A 19,049-nucleotide genomic window follows, 5' to 3' on the forward strand; every position below is an offset into this window, starting at 1 on the left:
CGGAGAGCCTGTCGGCTCTTAAGTTGGCCTGGCGGCCAACTACGGGCCTGACGGCCCGTTAAGTAGCTGTCGTCGTGCCTGGCGGCACGACTGTGTGTACGGTGCGGGGTTGGCCCTGGCGGGCCAACTTGGTTGGTTTCTAGGGGTGTTGGCGGGCCTGGCGGCCCGCTCAGCGAGCGGGGTTGTCCTGCCTGGCGGCAGGACAGGCAAGAGTGATGGGCCCTCCCCTGACGGGGAGGGCTCGTTCGGGGTGAGGTGTCGGCGCCTGCCGGCGCCGGGTGATGTCATAAGGGGGTACTTGCACAGTTATTTGGATTCCCGCTCCCCTTGTTGGGGAGCGGGAATGGTGTCCGGCTGTCGCCGGACTGAGGGGTATTTGCTTCTTGCAGTTGCTTGGAAGTTGTGACTGCCCTTCCATGTGGGAACCAGTGCTCGCCTGTCGGCGAGCACTGGTTTAGGGGCTGACGCCCAGGGGGCTCTATGGGGTGTGCCGTGGGGCGTTGCGCTGTGTCGGAATGTCGTTTCTGGGAGTCTGAGGTTGTGACTGATGAGGGTTTGGTGTCTATGACGGTGAAGGTGGCTTTGGGGACGCGGTCTCAACTGGAGGCTGTCGTGGCTCGTCATCGTGCAGTGCGGAAGGAGTTGGAGCGTGGTGCCCGGTGGGATGTCCGGGGCCTGAGTCGACGTGAGGCAGGTGTCGTACGTGCAGGGTGGCGTGTGGAGTTGGCTGGGCTGCGTGAGGAGGGTCGGTTGCTGGACACGGTCGACTCGTTCGTCTTGTACGGGGTTCGCCATGAGTTGGTTGAGCGGCAGTGGTTGAGGGAGTGGCCGAAGACGGGAGGTCGAGATGGAGCGATGGGGCGTTGGCCGGGAGCTCGGGACGGTGGGTATCCGGAAGCTGTGTCCTTTCGCCTTCCTGTGGGGGTGGCTCGGCGGGTTCAGGCGGGGTGTTGGTCGGTGTCGGCCGAGGCGGTCTGTGCACTGCGGGATTGGCGTGATCGGTATCCGGGGGTGGTGGTGGCACGGGCGGGGCGGGATTTGGGGGCCGTGGAGGCGTTGGCGGAGTACGAACGGTGGGCGGATCAGGTCGTTACTGTAGGTGATGTTTTGCGGGCTGGATTGGGGTGGGGGTTGGTTCAGCAGGGCGTTAAAATTTAGTTTGTAAACTTGAAATTGGCTGCTCAGGGGCTTTTCCGTGATTGCGTGAATTCAAATCTAGAGCTATCTTCGAGGCCGCTCCTCCATTACTGGCTGTGAATATTGGGAGGTTATGGATGGCTGTTTCGTACGAGGACTGGGAGCAGGTGCCGTGGTCTATGGCGTCGAAGACTCAACTTCTGACAGCTGATCTCCCACGGGAGCCTGTGGGCGGGGTGAGCGGCTACGTGCGGACGTATCGCCGCGGCCGTCGCGGAGTGGTGGGGTTGTACGTGGTGGAGGCCACTCAGCCGACTGGATCGTCTGCGCGGCAGTTGGAGGCTGCGGCAAGCCGGCGTACCCGTGAGATGCACGTGTGTGCGGGCTGCGGCGCTTGCTCTGATCGGCCTCTTGTCGCGCGTGAGAGGGTCAGGCTGTGCCCGATGTGCTGGCGGCTGCGTGATGTGACGGCTCTGCAGGTGTCGTTGAGGGAGAGGCGCGGGGAGCTGGCCCGGTGGGCGCGGGGTGTGCTGGAGGATTCCCGCGTTGCGGTGGTGTGGGTCCAGATGGTGGAGGGGGGCCGGACGGCGTCGCTGCGAGCGCGTCCGGCGGCCGCGGCTCATGTGACGGCGGTGGACGGCCGGGGGGTGAAGCTGGCGGATGTGGTTGTACGGATGGCCGGGGTCCGTAGCCGGCAGGTGCCGAAGGGCGCCTGTCCTCCTGGCAGGGGGGTGGAAGTGTTGGAGGAGGCGCTGGGCGGGCGGCGGGTGCTGGCCTGGACGCAGGCACAGGTGTCGGCGCTGACGCGCCGCCTGGAGATGCTGGGGTGTCCGTTGCGGCTGACTGTCATGAGCAGTCTGCCGGGGGCGGACTGGGACGGGTGGGAGACATCCGTGCGGGATCGCGTCACGCAGTGGCGGGGGCAGATCGACCCCGGATCAGGGACGCTCCTGCCGGCTTGGGAGCCGGGACGTGCGGACCGTTTGCGGTTGCTCCTGGCGCGGATGGCCATGTCTGGTGAGTTCGCGGATTCTGATGAGGCTTCAAAAGCAGACTGAGGTGGCGACGGTGCCGGATCGGCTTGTCGTGCCGCTGCGTTCCGGGGAACTGATGAGTGCCTGTTTGCAGGCCTCATAGGTGATTTGGCCTGGAAAGGGCAGCCGGTGAGAGCTGGTGCTGTCACTCTGAGTTCTATGAATGGTGCCCAGCGTGGTGGTGACGACTTCCTGGATAAGCTGCCGGCTTTCCGCCGGGAGGCGATGGAGCGAATCGTTGAGGAGCTGTATCAGTGGTGGCCGTTGGAGAAGCACCGCGAGATGCATCTGTGGAGCGAATACAACGACGGCATCACCGATCCGGAGCCAGCCGGTGTCCGGCTGACGGATACCGCCCGGGCGTTGCCCGCGACCAGCGACCCTGTCGCCGTGGCGATGCTTCAGGAACTGGGTGAAGTCGCGCAGGAACACGCGGCCGGCCAGCTCGGCGGGGATGTCGTAGAGGTGCGTCCCGCGTGGCCGCCGGGCCGCGACGTGAAGGTGCTGCGGGTCACCACCAGTTGGTGGAGTCTTGCCGCCCGCCATCCCGAGGGCCCTGTGGTGGTGATGCTGGACGGCATCCTGGGCCTGTATGACGTGACTGGAGATCCGCGGGCGACCGGGCCGGTGGCCCGGCTATCCGCGGGATCCGGTTGATCCGGCCTACCGGTTGCGGCGGCAGGCGTTCACCATCCAGACCGGTTCCGTTCGACGCCCCCGCGTTTGGAGATCATGACGAAACCAAGGGTGTCCTTGGGGCGGCTGACGGTTTGACCGTCAGGGCGAAGTGGCGTTAGGCCCAAGTCACGAGCTTGCCCGCATAGACGCGGTCGGCCCAGACGATGGTGAGTTCGGGGTGCATCATGCGAAGGCGGAAGACTTCCTTCGCGGCAGCGGAGTCGTGGAGGTCTGCCGGGGGGACCATGACCAGCAGCGGGAGAGCGCGGGTATCGACGACGAGGTGCCGCTTGCGCCCGTTGATCTTTTTGCCCGCATCGCAGCCGCGTGATTCGCGGGTGACGGTCGAGGCGGCTTTGACCGACTGCGAGTCGATGATGGTGGCGACGGCCCGGGGGCTCTGCCCAGTTCGCGGCGAATGGGGGCGGCGAGTTCGTCGCGGATCTGTCCGGCGATGCCGTTGGCGGCCCACCTCGCCATCAAGCCCCAGACCGTGCGCCAGACGGAAAGTCCGAGGGCATGGCCCTCCACTTGCAGCCGGTGTTCACGACGTAGCGGATCGCGTCCACGATTTCGCGGTGGGGATGCTTCTCCGGCCGGCCGCCGCGCGGCGTCTCGCAGACCGGAACCGGCAGCAGGGGTTCGATCAAGCCCCATTCGTGTCGGTGGAATCCGAGGGATAGCGACGTCGACGGATGAGGCACCCAAGGGAAAGCCGTGGTGGGGCCTGGTGCGGTCAGGCGGTCGAGTCGATGAGGCCGAGGGTGGATTCGATGAAGTTGAGCTGGGCGACGAGGTAGCGGGGCCCCACCGGTCGCCGGGGCGGGTGGCTGCGTGAGGGCCGGTGGTGAACCGGCGGATCTCGGTGACCTTCTCCTTGATCACGGCTCGTTCGTAGTTCTTCAACGCAGGCCGCTCGGGGCCGAGTTGTTAGCCGTCGGACCGGGTCCAGATCAGGGGCGGCCCCCCTCTTTCCGCGATCTGGTCCCGCAGGGCGGCCAGCCTGATCTGGTCTGAGAGGGAGTCAGGGAACCGGCTCTGACCACCTGGTGGCAGACGAGCCCGGCGTGCCAGGCCTCGGAAGGCACGAAGCGGACGGTGTCGGCGTGACGTCTGGCCGCTTCCTCCCCGGCGCCATAAGGCCCGGGGCACGATCACTCGCCCCGCGGCGGGTGAGCTCTTCGTCCATGTCGGCCTTGCCGGTGTCCACGGCCTGCTCAATCCAGTCCAGCGCGGCCGTGACCCAGGCCACGTTCTGGTGCACGAGAGCGGCTTCGTCCTCCTTCAACTGTCGGCCACGCAAACCCGGAACGGTGCGTCCGACCGCGGCGACAAAGGAATGACAGGCGGTGACCAGGTCCAGGAACTCCGCGGTCCGCTCCATCTTGCGCACCACCGGAACGACCGGGCTGGTGTCCTCGACCACCGGGCCTTGTCCTCAGCCGGGACTTTCGCTGCGACCTGCGGACGCCTCAAGAGGTCACCGGTGACCGTCGCGGCGACCTGGTCGTCCTGGCCAGCGAGTGGATCGCGAGGGTGATCTTCTCCTGCGATGAGAGCGGATGGTCGACCTTCTGGCCCGTCCGCCGGCTGGCCTCGTCCGTCGTCCACCGGGCCTTGCCCCTGGGTGGGGTCAGGATCGCCGTGAACCGTCTCTCTTCGTCTCCGCGCGGAAGGAACGTCCGTGGGTGTCACAGGGGGCCCTAGAGTGGCTGTGTGGTGAGAGTGCCGTGGGAGAGACTGGCCGAGAATTCGGCGCTGTCGGAGTCTGTGGTGACTTTGCTGGTGCTGCGCCTGCGGAAACGGGCCCAAGCGGTCGACGGCAGCGGCGGGGACGGCGGCCGGGACCTGTTCGAGTACACGGAAAACGGCGAACTCGTGCTGTACGAGGCAAAGTCGTTCACCGGCCGGATGAATGCCGGGCGCCGCAGTCAGGTGAGACGGTCACTGATTTCGGCGGCACGCCACCAACCGGACCACTGGGATCTGCTCGTGCCGATCGACCCGAACCCCGCCGAGCAGCGGTGGTTCGACAGCTTGCGCGTCAAGTTCCCGTTCGTACGCCATTGGCGGGGCCGCAGTTGGCTGGACAACAAGTTCGCGGCCCATCCCGATCTCGTGCGCTATGCGCTGCAGGATGCCCCTGAGTACCTCCTTGAACGCATCGCCGAGGCAGGTGTCGGACAAAGTGGGCTGGCCGACGGAATCGGCGACTACCTCCGGTGGACCGGCGCACCGCAGACGCCAGGGGACGGCAGACGCCTGCGCTGTGGACTGGTACCGGATGTGAGCAGTGCCTTCGTCGAGCGGGAGTCCCAGGAAGCGTTGGCACGCGCATTACGGCGTGAGGACGGCGACGGACCGGAGCGCGGCGTGGCCGTGCCGGTAAAGGGGAGGGTGATCACCGGTACCGGAGGGGCGGGTAAGACGAGCCTGGCCGCCTGGTACTGCCACGACGCTGTCAGCGACGCCGCGCGCGGTGTCGATGTGCTGTTGTGGGTGACGGCGCACGGTGCCTCGGATGTGGCCGATGCTTATGCACAGGCGGCCGGAATGCTGGCTGTAGCACCCCGTGGCGACGACACCGCGGTGATGGCCCGCCAGTTTCTCAACTGGCTGCGGACGACGGAATGCAGGTGGTTGATCGTTCTTGATGATGTGTACTCCCCCGGTGTGCTGGAGGGCCTTTGGCCACCTCAGCACACTGCTGGTGACGGCAGGGTCATCCTGACCACGCGCAGCCGCGAGAGGGATCTCGTCGTACTGAGCGGCCATGCCTTCCTGCAGGTGGGGGTCTTCACCCCTGCTGAGTCGCTCGCCTACCTGCGCAGCGCGCTGCAGCGGCCCGCGGATGCCGGGAGCGATTCGGTGGCGGCGCTTGCTGGACTTGCCGAGGATCTGGGGCATCTTCCTCTGGCTCTGTCGCGGGCCGCCGCGTACCTGGACTACAACGTCTCCTGCAGCGTGGCTCGTTATCGGCGTCTGCTTGCGGATCGTCGGCTGACTCTCGAGCGGCTTATTCCTGCTGTGCGGGGTGGTGCTGCTGGCAGTTCGGTGGCTGCTTTGTGGGACATCTCCATCGACCAGGCCGACCAGCACACCGGCAATCTCGCCAGGCCGATGCTGGAGCTGGCGGCCGTTGTCGATGGAGCCGCGGGGGTACCGGAGGAGTTCTTTCTCAGCGAGGCAGCCTGTGCCTGGCTGGTCGAGCGCGGTGAGGCAGGCAGGCAGGTTGGTGAGCTCGAGGCCGAGCTCACGTTGGCGACGCTGGACCGTCTGCATCTGATCGACCGTGTCGTGCAGGGCAGTAGCCATGTCACCTGGTGGGTGCAGGTCCATCAACTGATTCAGCGTGCTGTCCGCGAGCATCGCGTGCCCGGCTCTGAAGGCGAGGCCTGGCAGCAGCGCGCGCCCGCTGTCCTGCCGGCCGCCGCACGCGCTCTGCTCGAGATCTGGACCGACCCCGAAGACGACCAGGACATGGCGCAGCGGCTGCGGGCCAGTGCTGGTTCGCTGGCCGATCTCGACCAAGGCACGGACAGCAATCCGTTGTGGTCCGACGAGAGCGCTTATGCCGTTCTGTTCCGGCTGGGCAACAGTGCGGGTGAGTCCGGTAGCACCGCGTGGGCACGTGACCATTTCGAAGCGCTGGTTCCAAGGGCTATTGGGTACCTAGGGGCTGATCATTCTTCTACGTTGGTCGCGCGCGTCATGCTGGGCCGCTGGCAGAGCAAGTCGGCGGATTTCGCGGAGGCAGTGGCGACTTTGGAGGGTGTGGAGGCCGACTACCGGCGCGTGTATGGATCGGGCGCCCTCGAGACGTTGTCGGCCCGTCACGAACTGGCGGTGGTACGCGGGGATGCAGGAGACGCACCCGGGGCGGTTACCGCCCTTGCCGACGTACTCGCCGGACGGCGGCGTGCCGGGGCGGGGCGGAGGGTAATTCTCACGACGCAGCACAATCTTGCCTACTGGAATGGTGTGGCAGGCAATGCTGCGGAGGCGGTCGTGGCCTACCGCGAACTGCTCCCTGCCATGGAAGAGGAGTTCGGCGGTGATCACCAGGGAACTCTGATGGCCCGTCACAACCTTGCCCGGTGGATCGGCGAGACAGGGGATGCCGCCCAGGCTGTTGAGCTGCTTGAGGCGCTTGTGCGGGTGCAGACCGCGGCGTTGGGGCCCCGGCATCCGGATGTGATGACCTCCCGGCAGAGCCTTGGGCGCTGGCAGGCTGCAGCAGGTGACACGGACCAGGCCGTCGCCGGCTACCGGGGGCTGATCCGCGACATGCGCGACGTCTTCGAGGGCGATCCTCTCGAGCTGCTGGCCGCCCGTCACAATCTCGCCCGGCTGCAGGCCGGGACGGACCCCGTCGCGGCCGTTGCAGAACTTGAGGCTGTCGCTGCGGACCGGACCCGTATTTTGGGCCCGCGGCACCCCGACACGCTGGTTTCCTGTTACAGCCTCGCGCTGTGTCTGGGTGAGGCGGGAAGACCCTGTGACGCCGTGCTTGTGCTGGAACTTCTGCTTCAGGACCAGGTGCATGTGTTCGGCGAGGATCATGCGGGCGTTCTCGAGACGCGTCACAGCCTTGCCGTGATGTGCGGTGAAGCGGGAGACCCTCACGAGGCGATCGCAGGGCTTCGCGGGCTGCGTCCCGATCTGGAGCGGGTTCTTGGCCCCGGGCATCTCAGCACGGTGAAGGTCATCGAGGATCTGGGCGACTGGTGCGCAGCCGCCGGAGACATGCGCGCGGCGATCGAGGCTTACGGGGATCTGATTGCTCGTATCGAGCGGTACCTCGGTGCCGAGCACCTCGGCGTCCTGCCGGTTCTCGACAAGTTCGCGATGTGGCAGGGGCGTGCGGGCCGTCCGGAGGAGGCTGTGCGTGTTCTGGCCCGGATGCTCTCCATTGCGCAGCGGATTCTGGGTGGCAATGACCCCCACATATCTGTCATCGAAGGCAACCTCGCCTTCTGGCGGGCTCAGGTTCGCGGTCTCGGGGATGCGGAGACGGCAGCAGGCCCCTGACGAGGGCGGCAGGGTGTCGTATGAGGCACGGCGTGAGGGCCTGGCATCCCCGGGAGCGCGGTGTGTCTGGCCGTCAGTAGTTTGGCTCACGCCATGTCCGGATCCCGTCGCTGCAGCCAGAACCTCGGTAGGGGGCGCGCGTTCGCGGGAAGGCAGCGTACCCCGTTACGGCGGCTCGACGGGAGAATGTGGCAGTTCACCGGGGGTTACTGCTCGGTTTATCCGGTGACTGTCAGTGGCGGCGTCTACCGTGTGGCGGGTGAGTCTGAAGCAGATCGGCCCGGTGTATTCCGGGCGTGCCAGTGCAGTCCGTGCCGGCGAGATGGTCCTGAGCCTGGTGGCGTCGGGGCTTGTGGGAATGCGGGGCTGGGCGGGGGTGCGTCAGCTTCAGCATCCCTATGACCGCAGTCTGCAGCTGGGATTAGACCGGCTGTCGGCCCTGTGTGTGCGGGCGGGCAGGGACGGTCCTGTGGGTGTGCAGGATCTGGTGGGGGTCTGGTGCGCCGAACTGTCGGTGGATTCCTGGCCTTTGGCAGTCGATCCTGATGCGCAGGTGAGCGGGGAGCGGCTCCTCATCGGCGGGGAGCCGAGCGAGTTCTGCCTGGAGTGGGCGGTTGCAGCCAGGGACGTGGTGTCCGAGGTGCACGAGAGTGCGCTGGTCAAGCACGTCAAGGACACCGCGGCCTTGCTGGGGCGGCCTGAACTGTATGCGCGGTGGCGTTTGTTCGTCACCGAGCATGCGGTGCTGGGGCCGCAGGAGTTCGTGGCGGCGAAGAACGCGGTGCTGGACGTGCCGCAGTGGGCGACCTGGCTTGAGGAGTCCTACGGGCCGGTGACGGCGGAGACGGTGGTCAACGGGCGGGTGGCCGTCTGCAGCGGGTGCGGGCAGTGGATCGCCCCCCAGGCGGACGGCCGGGTGCGGTGCCGGGTGTGGCGGTGCGTGTATCGGCACGACCTCCCGGAGCCGGTCTGGGCGGAGGCACGGGGAGCACGGCGGCTGGAGCCGGAACTGGTGCGGTTCGTGGCGCTGCCGGGCAGGCCGGAGCTGGATCTCGCGCGGCGGCTGGCGGCGCGAGGGGCACGGGTGGTGCTGTATCCGAAACTGGACGCGCTGGACCTTGTGGCGGTGTGGCCCGGCGGATACAGCGTCGGGGTGGATGTGAAGGACTGGCACAGTCCCTATCTGCTGGCCCGGCGGGTCAAGGCGTTTCCGAACTGGGGTCCGGGAGATCCGCACGCATACCGCAAGGGTTTTCTGGTCATTCCGCAGGACCGTCTGCGTGCCAATCGCCGCTACGTGAAGATCCTCGTGCAGCGCAGCGAGGCGTTGAAGGCGCAGCCTCGGATCGGTGTGGTCTGCGACGACGACCTGGTCGCGTCCTGCCCCGATCTGGGTGTGATGGGGGAGGTTGTCTGTGGCCCGTGACCGCAGTGGCTGGTACCGGAAGCTGGGGCAGAAGCTGAAGCGGGCGGCCAAGAGCAACGGCCTGGGCCGTGTGGATGTGCGGTTGCTGGCGTCTGTGGAGCTCGGGCTGTTCGCGCTCGAGGCATGGGCTGCGGAGGCGGCGGCCGACGATGCCTGGGCTCTGATGGTCGGTTATGAGTTCCGTACGCAGGAGCAGCGGGCGGTGCCGAGTTCGGCGGCGCTGCGGTGGCTGGTGAGCGAGCTGAAGAGCCCGAGCGAGTGGGGCAAGGCTCTGCAGTCGTATCAGGCGCTGCCGGAGATGCTGCGGCTGTTCGATGTGAAAGATCCGTCGCGGCCCCCCGAGCGGCGGATATCGGTGGCGGTGGCGTCGGAGCGGGAGCAGGTGTATGCGCAGGCTTTGGCGACACTGCCGGAGCATCGTGAGCTGCGGGTGCCTGTTGCCGAGGAGGGGGTGCGCTACCGGATGGGGCGCGGGGACGCCAGTGTGGTGGTCCCGGAGGGGATGACGCCCTTGCCCGCGCAGCGGCATCGGACGGGGCGGCAGCGCAAAAAGGTGACCTTGCGCTGGGCGGCGCTCGAGGCGACTGCGGACCGTATGGATGCGGTGGATGCGGGGCTGGGCCGGGACAACAATTGGCGGGGGCGGATCGATGATCTGTATCTGCTGGTGCGTCAGGGCAACGGCCGGCTGCGGAAGTCGAGGACGCTGGTTCTGGCGGATGTGATGCACGTGGTGGGCATGCCGGCCGTCGGCAAGACCACGCTGATCACGGTGGCGGCGGTGTGGGCGTGTGCTGAGCCGCACCGGCGGCACACACTGACGGTGGTTCTCGGGGATGTCGTGGCCGTTTTGGACATGGTGACCGCGCTGTGCCGGTACGGGGTGAGGGCGGCTCCGATCCTGGGGGCTGCCAACCGCGGCCGGCATCTGCAGCAGGTGCACCGTCCGGCGGACGCGCACGCCCGGGGGCTGGTGCTGCTGGAGGATCCGCGGCTGCGGTGGATCTCCACCGGGTGCGTGCTGCAGGGTGTGGCGGAGCTGACCGAGCCCTTGGCGTTGAAGGACGCTCCTTGCGTGCGCCGGCTGCGGCCGTGGAGCAGCGGTGAGGATGCTGAGCAGCAGCGGGAGACGGCGGTGGACTGTTCGCTGCTGCCGGTGTGCGGGCGGCACGAGGCGGCGCGGGAGTTGGTGGATGCCACGGTGTGGGTGGCGACGCCCGCGAGTCTGATGCACTGCCGGGTGCCTGAGCAGTTGTTGCGGCACGACATGCGGTATCTGGAGCTGGCCTGGCAGCGCAGCGACGCGTTCGTGGTGGACGAGGCCGACCGGGTGCAGATCCAGTGGGACCAGGCGTTCAGTCCCTCGCAGGCGTTGGCCGGGCCGGGTGAGGACGCCTGGCTGGACGAGGTGCGGCCGCTGTTCGAGCGGCACATGCGCCATACCCGTGGGCAGCACTTGTTCAGCGAGCCGGTGCGGGACTGGTCTCTCGACATCAGTGCGGCGGGGCTTTTGGTGACGCACCTGCGTGGTCTGCTGGCCGAGCACAGTCACGTGCGGGAGTGGCTGAGCCAGGGCTACTTCAACGAGTGGCGGCTGGCGGTGGGGCTGGCTGGTGAGATCTCACGCCGGCCGCGTCCCGCGATGCAGGACGGCACGCAGCAGCGGGAGCAGCCGGCGTTGTGGGATGCGGACGAGGAGTGCCGCCAGCGGTGGCGGGATGTCTTTGCGGCGTGGCTCGACAACCCGGCCGGCCGTTACCGGGGCGCGGATGCGAAGGTTTCGTTTCTGCGTGATCTGACCGCGCGCGGATACCAGTCGCCGGGCCTGGTGACGCAGGAGCTGGTGGAGTGGCTGCACGGGCAGGCGGACATCGTGCTCGGTGGGGAGCAGGCGCTGGAACGGCTCGCGGTGCGGTTCCAGGTGACCATGGTCGTTGCCTTGCTCGCCGAGAAGCTGGCTCTGCTGACGCGGGCGTGCTGGGAGGTGGAGATGGAGACCGGGCTGGAGGCCATGGGCTCCAGCCTCGTGCACCGCCCGCCGGCCGAGTACCTGCCGCTGGTGCCGGACTCCCCGATGGGCAACCTGCTGGGCTTCCAGTACCGGGAGCATGAGGGGGCAATGGAGCAGATCGGGACGCTGTCGTTCTTCCGCTGTTCGGGCATCGGCCGCTGGCTGCTGCTGAACCTGCCGCATCTGTATGAGAACCCGGTCGGCGAGGAGGGGCCGGGGCCGGCGTGTCTGCTGCTGTCGGCAACCAGTTGGGCGGGGAACTCACCGCGTTATGACGTCCAGGTTCCCGTTGCCGGCATCCTGGCCTCCCGCATGGGCGACAAGGTGCCTCTGCACCGGCGGATCATGCTCAAATACCTGCCGGTCAGGATGCTTTCCTCCAGCGGGACGACGTTCGCGGTGCGGGTGTCGGGAAAGCAGGGCGAGGACCGGCTGCAGGCGCTGCGGGAGCTGCTGGCGGGATTGTGCGGGCGGCAGCAGGGGCTGCGCGGGCCGCGCAAGAGCCCGCTGGAGGAGATCCGGGACGAGCTGCCCGAAGGACGGCAGCGGGTCATGCTGCTGGTGGGCAGCTACCGGGAGGCCGAGGAAGTGCTGCGGCACCTGATCAGGCTCCGGCCCGAATGGGCCGACCAGATCCTGCAGATGGTGCCCGACGACGACTCCGGCAGCCATCACTGGAGCCGTCAGACCATCGCCCGCGGCAAGGTGCACGCGATGGCCAAGCAGCAGGACGCATGGATCCTGATCGCACCTCAGCTGGCTATCGAACGCGGCCACAACATCCTCAACGACGACCATGTCGCCGCTCTGGGAGCGGCGTTCTACCTGGTCCGCCCCCACCTGCACCCCGAGGATCTCAGCTATCACGTGCAGACGATGAACCGGTGGGCTGTGGAGGAAATCCAGCGGACCGTCCCCTCGGCCGGCCCCGAGACGACGCTGGGCGAGCGGGCGAGGATGTTTCGTGAACTGGCCCGGCGTACCTGGCTCAACCTGCTCGAGGGCACGCTGCAGTACACGGCGACCGATCCTCACTCGGCTCAGCGGCGTGCCATGGACTGGACGAACATCGTCCCGCTGGACCAGATCATCGGCAGGATGCTGCGTGGCGGGACCTCGGCCCGGGTGTACTTCTGCGACGCCGCCTTTGACCCCCGGCACGACGACAGCATGCTCGTCGGCATGCTCGACGCTCTCAACGAGGCCCTCGAGGGGCCCGATGAGGCGATCGCCGGGCCGCTGTACCGGCCTCTTCGACAGTCCCTGCATACCCTTGTGGAGCAACATCGTGCGCTATGACTTCCTGCAACCTCTCTCTCTTGTGCTGCAGTCCTTCGCTGACCATGACCTGGCGCAGTACTGGGCGTGCGAGTTTCCTGCGCAGTGGGCCGAGCCCTTGCGCGAGCAGGTTTTCCGGCCGACTACCGCGAAGGATGAGAGCGAGGAAGAACAACGGGGCATCCCCCTGTGGGCGGTCAACAGTGCGATCGCCGCGTTGATGCCGCAGGTCCTCACTCATGACGCGCGCGCCCGGCGGGGCGAGATGTGGCTGGCATGGTCGGCGAACGCGCACGAGAAGGCCCCGGACCGTGCTCTGCTGGTGGAGTTCGTCAAGGGCGGGCTGATGGCTGCCGCGACGCACCGCAACGAGATGGCGCAGCGCAACGGGCGCCCGGCGGCGATCAACACGGAAGTCTTGGCCGGCATTCTGGAGACTTTCAGCGGGCAGGATCTGAAGTTCACGCGTAAGACCCTCGGCCTGAAGCCGGGTGCCTCCCCGGAGAGTGCCGACTACAGCCTGGTACCTCATGCGCTGGCCACCCATCTGTGTCTGACGGACTGGCACGTCGTTCACGGTGATCCAGCAGACGAAAGTCGCGAGGACAGCACCACCAGCACGGGCGAAGACGGTGGCGGGCAGTGGTGCGAGGAGAACGCGCAGGACGGCGTAACGGTTGGGGCGGTGCACACGACCCGGTGGCGGCGCACGGCCTCCCGGGACGGAGCGGAACTGGTGTCCTGGCCGCCTTACGTGTACGAGAGCAAGGGGAAGGTGCGGTATCCCTGGTCCTACACCTTGCGGCTGTCGGTGCAGACCAGAAGTCTGGAAGATGCGACACAGCCCCGGCTGCACGTGCGGGTCGGGATGCGCCGCTGGGCCCGGTACAACGTGTTCGATCCGAAGCGGAGCATCGGCGTGCATCTGTTCTCCCCCTCTCCCTGGGCGGATGCCAGCAGCCCGTTCGGGCTGGCTTCCATGGCCTGGAAACGTGGCCCGGCCGGCAAGAAGCAGGGCTTCATGGGGTGGGCCGACGACCTGGTCCCCACGCTGAAGCGCCTGGGCTCGTTCGACTTCCTGCCCGACCCCGCCGAGCTCGCCCACGACCCGCTCGGTTTCCTGGAACCCGGCACCGACAACGACGGCCTGCCCCGGGAGCCGATCGCGGGCGTCCCTTACCGGCCCGGGCTGGGAAAGAACACCGGGCACGCCATCGGTGACGGCGTCTCCGCCAAGGACAAGTGGCGCATCTTCAGTCAGCTGGTGCCCGCGCTGAAGGACTTCGCGACAGCTGACGAACCCCATGTGCGTGTGCCGGTTCCCGCCCGTTCGCGCCCGACCGCCGAGGAGCTACTGCGGATCGACCGCAGCGCGCTCGCCGCAGCTGCCGGGAACCGGATCGAGATCGTGCTGTGGTGCGATACCGCCACCATGCGTGACGAGGCCCTCGGCGCGCTTGCTCTCGCCCTGGACCTGCCGCTGGACGCGGCAGACCAGCCCGGTCAGGTCCAGGAGTGGCAGCAGACGTACACGCTGCCCGAACTTGACGTGCTGTTGCGGGTGTCGCCGGTGGGCGCGATCGCCGACGACCTGGCGGTGAACGAGCAGATCAAGCGTCGCAACGACCGGCTCAAGGACGCCGGGGTCAGTCGCCAGGTACAGGTCCGCAGCTCGCTGGGACAGCCCGAGCCGGGGGTGACGTCCCGCTTCGTCCTGGTGGAGATGCGCGGTGCCGACGGGTTCACCTCCGCCGATCACGATCCGAAGATGGCCGTTCGGGCCGGGGCGGCGGGCTGTTTTGCGATCACTCAGAACCTGTTGCCGCCTTCCGCGGCCGCGCCGGATGACGGCCCTGGGGACGGCAGCGACGGCGCGCAGGCGGAGACAGGGAGTGCCAAGAGTCAGCGGGAGCGCACTCGCAGGGCAGTCGGTGATCTGCTGATCCGGCAGAACGGACTGATCCGGCATCCGGCTCGGCAAGGCACCACAGAACATCCGCTGACCGACGTTGCCTGCCTGGGCCTGTGGATGGTACGCCGCACTGGCGACTTCAGGACCGTCATGCCTCTGGCGGTGGCGAGCATGCCCGACCGGCCGAACGTCATGGTACGTCTGCCCCACTCTGGCTGGCTCACCTACCATGAGGCCTCCGTCCAACTGGCCGGCTGGACCAGACCACGCACCTTTGAGAAGCAGGACATCCAGAACTTCTTTGCCGACTGTGTGGCCGAGTCCTGCGACGGCGGGGATCTCGCCCTGTTCACCCTGGCACAGAACATCCGCTCGGCCTGCCCGGCGCTGACCAATCCGAACATGGTCGCCGACCGGCTCGCGTTCCACCCCGACCGGCCCCTCGATGCCGACCGGTACAAGGGATTGCGGCACATCCGGCTGCGCACCAACGTCCGGGACGAGAGCGCACAGCACTTCGCTTACGGCATGGCCGGCCCGCAGGAGCGGGTGGGAGTGGGCGGCGGACTGTGGGCCAGCAGGAACAATGACAGGTTGTTCTTCGCCACCGCCGACAAGCCCAAGACCGCAGGACCCGGCAGCCCGGGCGGTTCCCGGCTGGAATGGCACGAGGGAAGGAACCGTGACAGGGAAATCGTGCAGAAGATCGACGCGTGCAAGGACGTGTGGAACCCGCAGCTGCTGGAATTGCTCGTGGCGGTCAAGCAGAGTGACGACTCTGCCGCTGCGTGGGCGGCTCTGGCTCACCAGCGCCGCACCGCGGCCGCGCACTTCGCCGATCCCGTGACGCTTCCCATCGAACTGCACCTGGCCTACAAACTCGGCAGCGTGGTGCTCCCCTCCCACCAGCTCGAAAAGATCGAGCAGCCGGAATCCTCATGACGCCGCCGCCCACACCGCCCGCGCCGCACGGCGAGCAGCCGGGTGGTGCGGGCGGACGTCTCCGGAGCCTGAACGAGCGCCAGCAGACCTACCTGGAGGTGCTGTTCACGATCGACCAGGACAACGAAATTGCACAGAAACGCCGCTGGCATACCACCGGGGAGCGGCAACCGGCCGAGCAGTGGCGGTGGATCACCTACGGCGTCGACCATCCGATGGCCGACGCCACCCCGGTGCAGCAGCAGCTAGGCCGGCGTCATGTGCTCGACGCGGGCGCCGGTGCCACGCTGGCCGCTCTGCAGCGCCGTGGGCTCATCGAGGTGAGGCGCGTGACGCAGGACAGCCCCACCGGCCCGATCCGGCATACTCAGCTCCGCCTCACCCGCTCCGGCCGGGCCGCCGGGCGGGCCCTGCGACCCGAGCCGGCCGAACAGACCACGGATTCATCGTTGCTGCCACCCTGGCTGCAGGCAGCACTCGAAACCGTCGCCACCGCTCCCGGACAGACCCTCGCCAAGATCGCCATCGGGCGCGTAGGGGCCCGGCGGCTCGGCCCGGGCGGCCACGGCTACATCGAGGACGCCAGCGCCTGGCAGTATCGCCTCACCCCGGCCGGGCGCGCGTACCTCGCCTCGCACGCCAACCGTGCGGCAGGCGAAGGCATCTGACGCCTACTGGACCGGCTAGCGGCATGCAAGCCTGTCACTAGGATGAGGTGTCCGCACGACGGTCAGGGGCCAGGCGGGACCGGAAGCCTCACCCCCCGACGACCTCGATGGAGTTGTGCCACGAATGTCCCTGCAAGTGGTGTATGGCGAGAGCCGGAATCGGATCCGTGCCTCGTTGCTGGCGGAGCAGCTACGAGAGGTGGCCGACGAAGGAACGGTGTACCTCGGCTATCCAGTGTTGGCGACGGCTGACGAAACCGTCGAAGTGGATGCGTTGATGGTCAGTCAGGCGCACGGTCTGGTCGCGTTCTTGCTGCCTGAGTCAGTTCCCCAGAATGCGGCGGAGTGGGAGACGGCTCAGGCTCGCCAGGACCGGCTCTACGACGTGCTGGACAGCACCCTCAGCAAACACAGCGCGCTCCGCCGGCGCCGTTCACTCGCGGTGGACATCACCACGGTGACAGTGTTTCCAAGCCGTGTGGAGGCTCCGGCGTCTGACGCCGAGGGCAGCATCTACTGTGATCTGCAGGATGTGGCGTCACAGATCGGCCGGTTGCGGGGGCTGGATGAACTCCTGGAGCGGGCCGTACAAGCGGCGCTGCAGCGTGTCACGACCATCAAGCCGGTCAAGAAGCGTGCCTCGGTGCGGGACGACGCTTCTCGCGGCGCTGTCCTGAAGGTCATTGAGGCGGGGATAGCCAACCTGGACCAATGGCAGAAGAAGGCGGCCATTGAGACTCCGGAGGGACCGCAGCGCATCCGTGGCCTTGCCGGGTCGGGCAAGACCGTGGTCCTGGCGTTGAAGGCGGCCTACCTGCACACTCAACACCCCGAGTGGCGTATCGCGTTCACGTACTACTCCCGCGCGCTGCACGAGCAGATCGACAATCTCGTCACACGGTTCGCATTTGAGTACAGCAACGACCGCCCCGACGAGGAATACCTCCAGATCATGCACTCGTGGGGCTCTGCCTCACGGGCCGGCCTCTACAGCGAGATGGCCCGCGCAGCCGGGACCACGGCAAGGGACTGGAACTATGCCCGTGCCACCTACGGGATGAACGACGCTTTCCAAGGGGTCTGCCGCGAGCTGCTGACCATTGTGAAGGAAACCCGTCCGGACCCCGTGTTCGACGTCGTTCTCATCGACGAGGCCCAGGATCTTCCCCCGGAGTTCTTCCAGCTGGTCTATCACTTCACCAAGGACCCCAAGCGGATCGTGTGGGGCTATGACGAGCTGCAGAAACTGTCCGAATCGGCTATGCCCAGCACAGATGAGCTCTTCGGCACCGGCCCCGAGGGGGAAAGTCTGGTCAGCATCGTCAACCGGGACAAGGAGCCGCGAAAGGACGTCGTCCTGCCCGTCTGCTACCGCAACACTCCCTGGGCCCTGGCCACCGCTCATGCTCTGGGCATCGGCGCCTACCGGGAGGGCAGCCTGTTGCAGCACTTCGACGACCCTGCCCTGTGGGCCGACATCGGCTACGAGACAGTGCACGGTGAACTGGCTCTCGGCGCCCACGTAGCTCTCAGGCGCAAAGACAGCAGCGCACCTCCCTACTTCCGCGAGCAGCTGCGCGTGGACGATGCCGTCGTCATGCAGGCGTTCGACAGTCAGGAAGCACAGGACATCTGGGTGGCTCAGGAGGTCCGGAAAAATCTGGCCGAGGACGAGCTGGAGCACGACGACATCCTGATCGTCCTGCCCGACGTCTACCGCGCCAAGTCCCGCGCCCCGCGGCTGATGCGGACGCTGCGTGAACACGGAATCGCCTCTCACCTGGTCGGGGTCAGCACCAGCGCGGACACCGTCTTCGTCAGGGACTCCGTCGCCTTGGCGCATATCTACCGCGCCAAGGGCAACGAGGCACCGATGGTCTACGTCGTCGACGCTCAGCATGCAGCACACGACTACAACGCCGTCACCCGCCGCAACACGCTCTTCACCGCCATCACCCGCAGCCGGGCCTGGGTACGGATCGTGGGCTACGGCGACGCCATGGACGTCATCTCCCGCGAGGTCGACACCGTCCGGAACAAGAACTTCCAGCTGGAATTCACCATCCCCAGCCGCGCAGAGCTGGATCAGATGCGGCAGGTGAACCGCAACCAGTCGCCCCAAGGCCGCGCTTCTGTGAAACGGGCCACCGAAGGCCTGCAGATGTTCATGGAAGCCTACGAAGCAGAAGAGATCGACCTCGGTGACATCCCCCCTGCCCTGCGCACGCGTCTGATGACCAAGCTGAGGGAAGAGCTGCCGGGTGACGACGCCTAGAGCCGTCCGCGACGACATCAACAACCTTCTGGACTACCTGCTCAACGCAGAGATCGCCGTGTTCATCAACCAGGTCTCCATCAGCGGCACCAGAGTGTCGTGGCACTCGCTGGATCCCAGCCTGCCCTTCCTCACCCACCGCGGAGACCCCGGTCTGGAGGACTACCGCCGGTGGGTGGCGGCCGGCGCCTTCTCGGCCTACCTCTTCGACGGAGCACTGCTGCAGCTCACCTACGACGTGGAAGGAGGATCGATTACCGGCCACCGGCTCGCCTACATACCCGCGCCCTATCGCATGGACCCGGATCTGGTCCGCGCTGAATCCCTGCTCGATGTCGTCGACATCTACGTGGTCGACACCCCCACCAGCATGGTGCTGCACTCGGCGGTTCGCTTCGATTACGACCCCGAGTCCGCCGCACCGGGACACCCCGCCGCGCATCTGACGATCAACTCGGCGCACTGCCGGATCGCCTGCGCCGCGCCCATGCACGTCGGCCGCTTTGCCGACTTCGTCTTCCGGCACTTCTACGCCGATCTGTGGGCAGCCCACCGCCGCTACTTCGAGGGGGGAGCCACACGCCACATAGGCGAGCGCACCCTCACCGAGAACGACCGCACGAGCCCTCACCTGGCATGGCAGTAGGTCTTTCGTTT

8 protein-coding genes and 4 pseudogenes are annotated in these 19,049 nt (G+C 67.1%); 8 read left to right on the forward strand and 4 right to left on the reverse strand.

All coding sequences use genetic code 11. The annotated features are described in order from the left end of the window. The first annotated feature begins 2,330 nt into the window (after positions 1 to 2,330). Positions 2,331 to 2,828 (forward strand): hypothetical protein, encoded by a 498-nt coding sequence (locus ACIP79_RS40700; protein ID WP_401232563.1) that lies wholly within the window; start codon positions 2,331 to 2,333, stop codon positions 2,826 to 2,828. A gap of 9 nt (positions 2,829 to 2,837) precedes the next feature. On the opposite strand, the pseudogene ACIP79_RS40705 reads toward ACIP79_RS40700, so the two are convergent. The 4 pseudogenes from ACIP79_RS40705 to ACIP79_RS40720 all read right to left on the reverse strand — a co-directional run. Next, positions 2,838 to 3,546, reverse strand: a pseudogene (locus ACIP79_RS40705) (IS5 family transposase); the annotation flags it as partial. Between the two features lie 39 nt (positions 3,547 to 3,585). Beyond that, a pseudogene (locus ACIP79_RS40710) lies at positions 3,586 to 4,001 on the reverse strand (RacP protein). Positions 4,002 to 4,077: 76 nt separating this feature from the next. Then, positions 4,078 to 4,233 (reverse strand): annotated as a pseudogene (locus ACIP79_RS40715) (DUF6192 family protein); the annotation flags it as partial. A 101-nt stretch (positions 4,234 to 4,334) separates the two neighbouring features. Next, a pseudogene (locus tag ACIP79_RS40720) lies at positions 4,335 to 4,489 on the reverse strand (DUF6192 family protein); the annotation flags it as partial. Between the two features lie 76 nt (positions 4,490 to 4,565). Here ACIP79_RS40720 and ACIP79_RS40725 point away from each other — a divergent pair. The 7 genes from ACIP79_RS40725 (at position 4,566) to ACIP79_RS40755 (ending at position 19,038) form a co-directional block, all read left to right on the forward strand. Then, positions 4,566 to 7,880, forward strand: coding sequence for a tetratricopeptide repeat protein (locus ACIP79_RS40725; RefSeq protein WP_401232565.1), 3,315 nt, complete (start codon positions 4,566 to 4,568; stop codon positions 7,878 to 7,880). 259 nt (positions 7,881 to 8,139) lie between these two features. After that, positions 8,140 to 9,306 (forward strand): hypothetical protein, encoded by a 1,167-nt coding sequence (locus ACIP79_RS40730; RefSeq protein ID WP_401232568.1) that lies wholly within the window; start codon positions 8,140 to 8,142, stop codon positions 9,304 to 9,306. Continuing rightward, positions 9,296 to 12,616, forward strand: a complete 3,321-nt coding sequence (locus tag ACIP79_RS40735) for a hypothetical protein (RefSeq protein WP_401232571.1) — start codon at positions 9,296 to 9,298, stop codon at positions 12,614 to 12,616. Before ACIP79_RS40730 ends, ACIP79_RS40735 begins: the two co-directional genes overlap by 11 nt. Beyond that, complete coding sequence (locus ACIP79_RS40740; protein WP_401232574.1) at positions 12,606 to 15,449, forward strand: RNaseH domain-containing protein; 2,844 nt, start codon at positions 12,606 to 12,608, stop codon at positions 15,447 to 15,449. Before ACIP79_RS40735 ends, ACIP79_RS40740 begins: the two co-directional genes overlap by 11 nt. Beyond that, a complete protein-coding gene (locus ACIP79_RS40745; RefSeq protein WP_401232577.1) occupies positions 15,446 to 16,117 on the forward strand; it encodes a hypothetical protein in 672 nt (223 codons plus the stop codon). The genes ACIP79_RS40740 and ACIP79_RS40745 overlap by 4 nt, the downstream gene beginning before the upstream one ends. A 124-nt stretch (positions 16,118 to 16,241) precedes the next feature. Then, positions 16,242 to 18,392, forward strand: a complete 2,151-nt coding sequence (locus ACIP79_RS40750) for a DEAD/DEAH box helicase (RefSeq protein WP_401232580.1) — start codon at positions 16,242 to 16,244, stop codon at positions 18,390 to 18,392. Then, positions 18,379 to 19,038 (forward strand): DUF2290 domain-containing protein, encoded by a 660-nt coding sequence (locus ACIP79_RS40755; protein WP_401232582.1) that lies wholly within the window; start codon positions 18,379 to 18,381, stop codon positions 19,036 to 19,038. Before ACIP79_RS40750 ends, ACIP79_RS40755 begins: the two co-directional genes overlap by 14 nt. Positions 19,039 to 19,049 lie beyond the last annotated feature (11 nt).

The organism is Streptomyces sp. NPDC088747, from assembly GCF_044751025.1.
Lineage (GTDB): Bacteria > Actinomycetota > Actinomycetes > Streptomycetales > Streptomycetaceae > Streptomyces.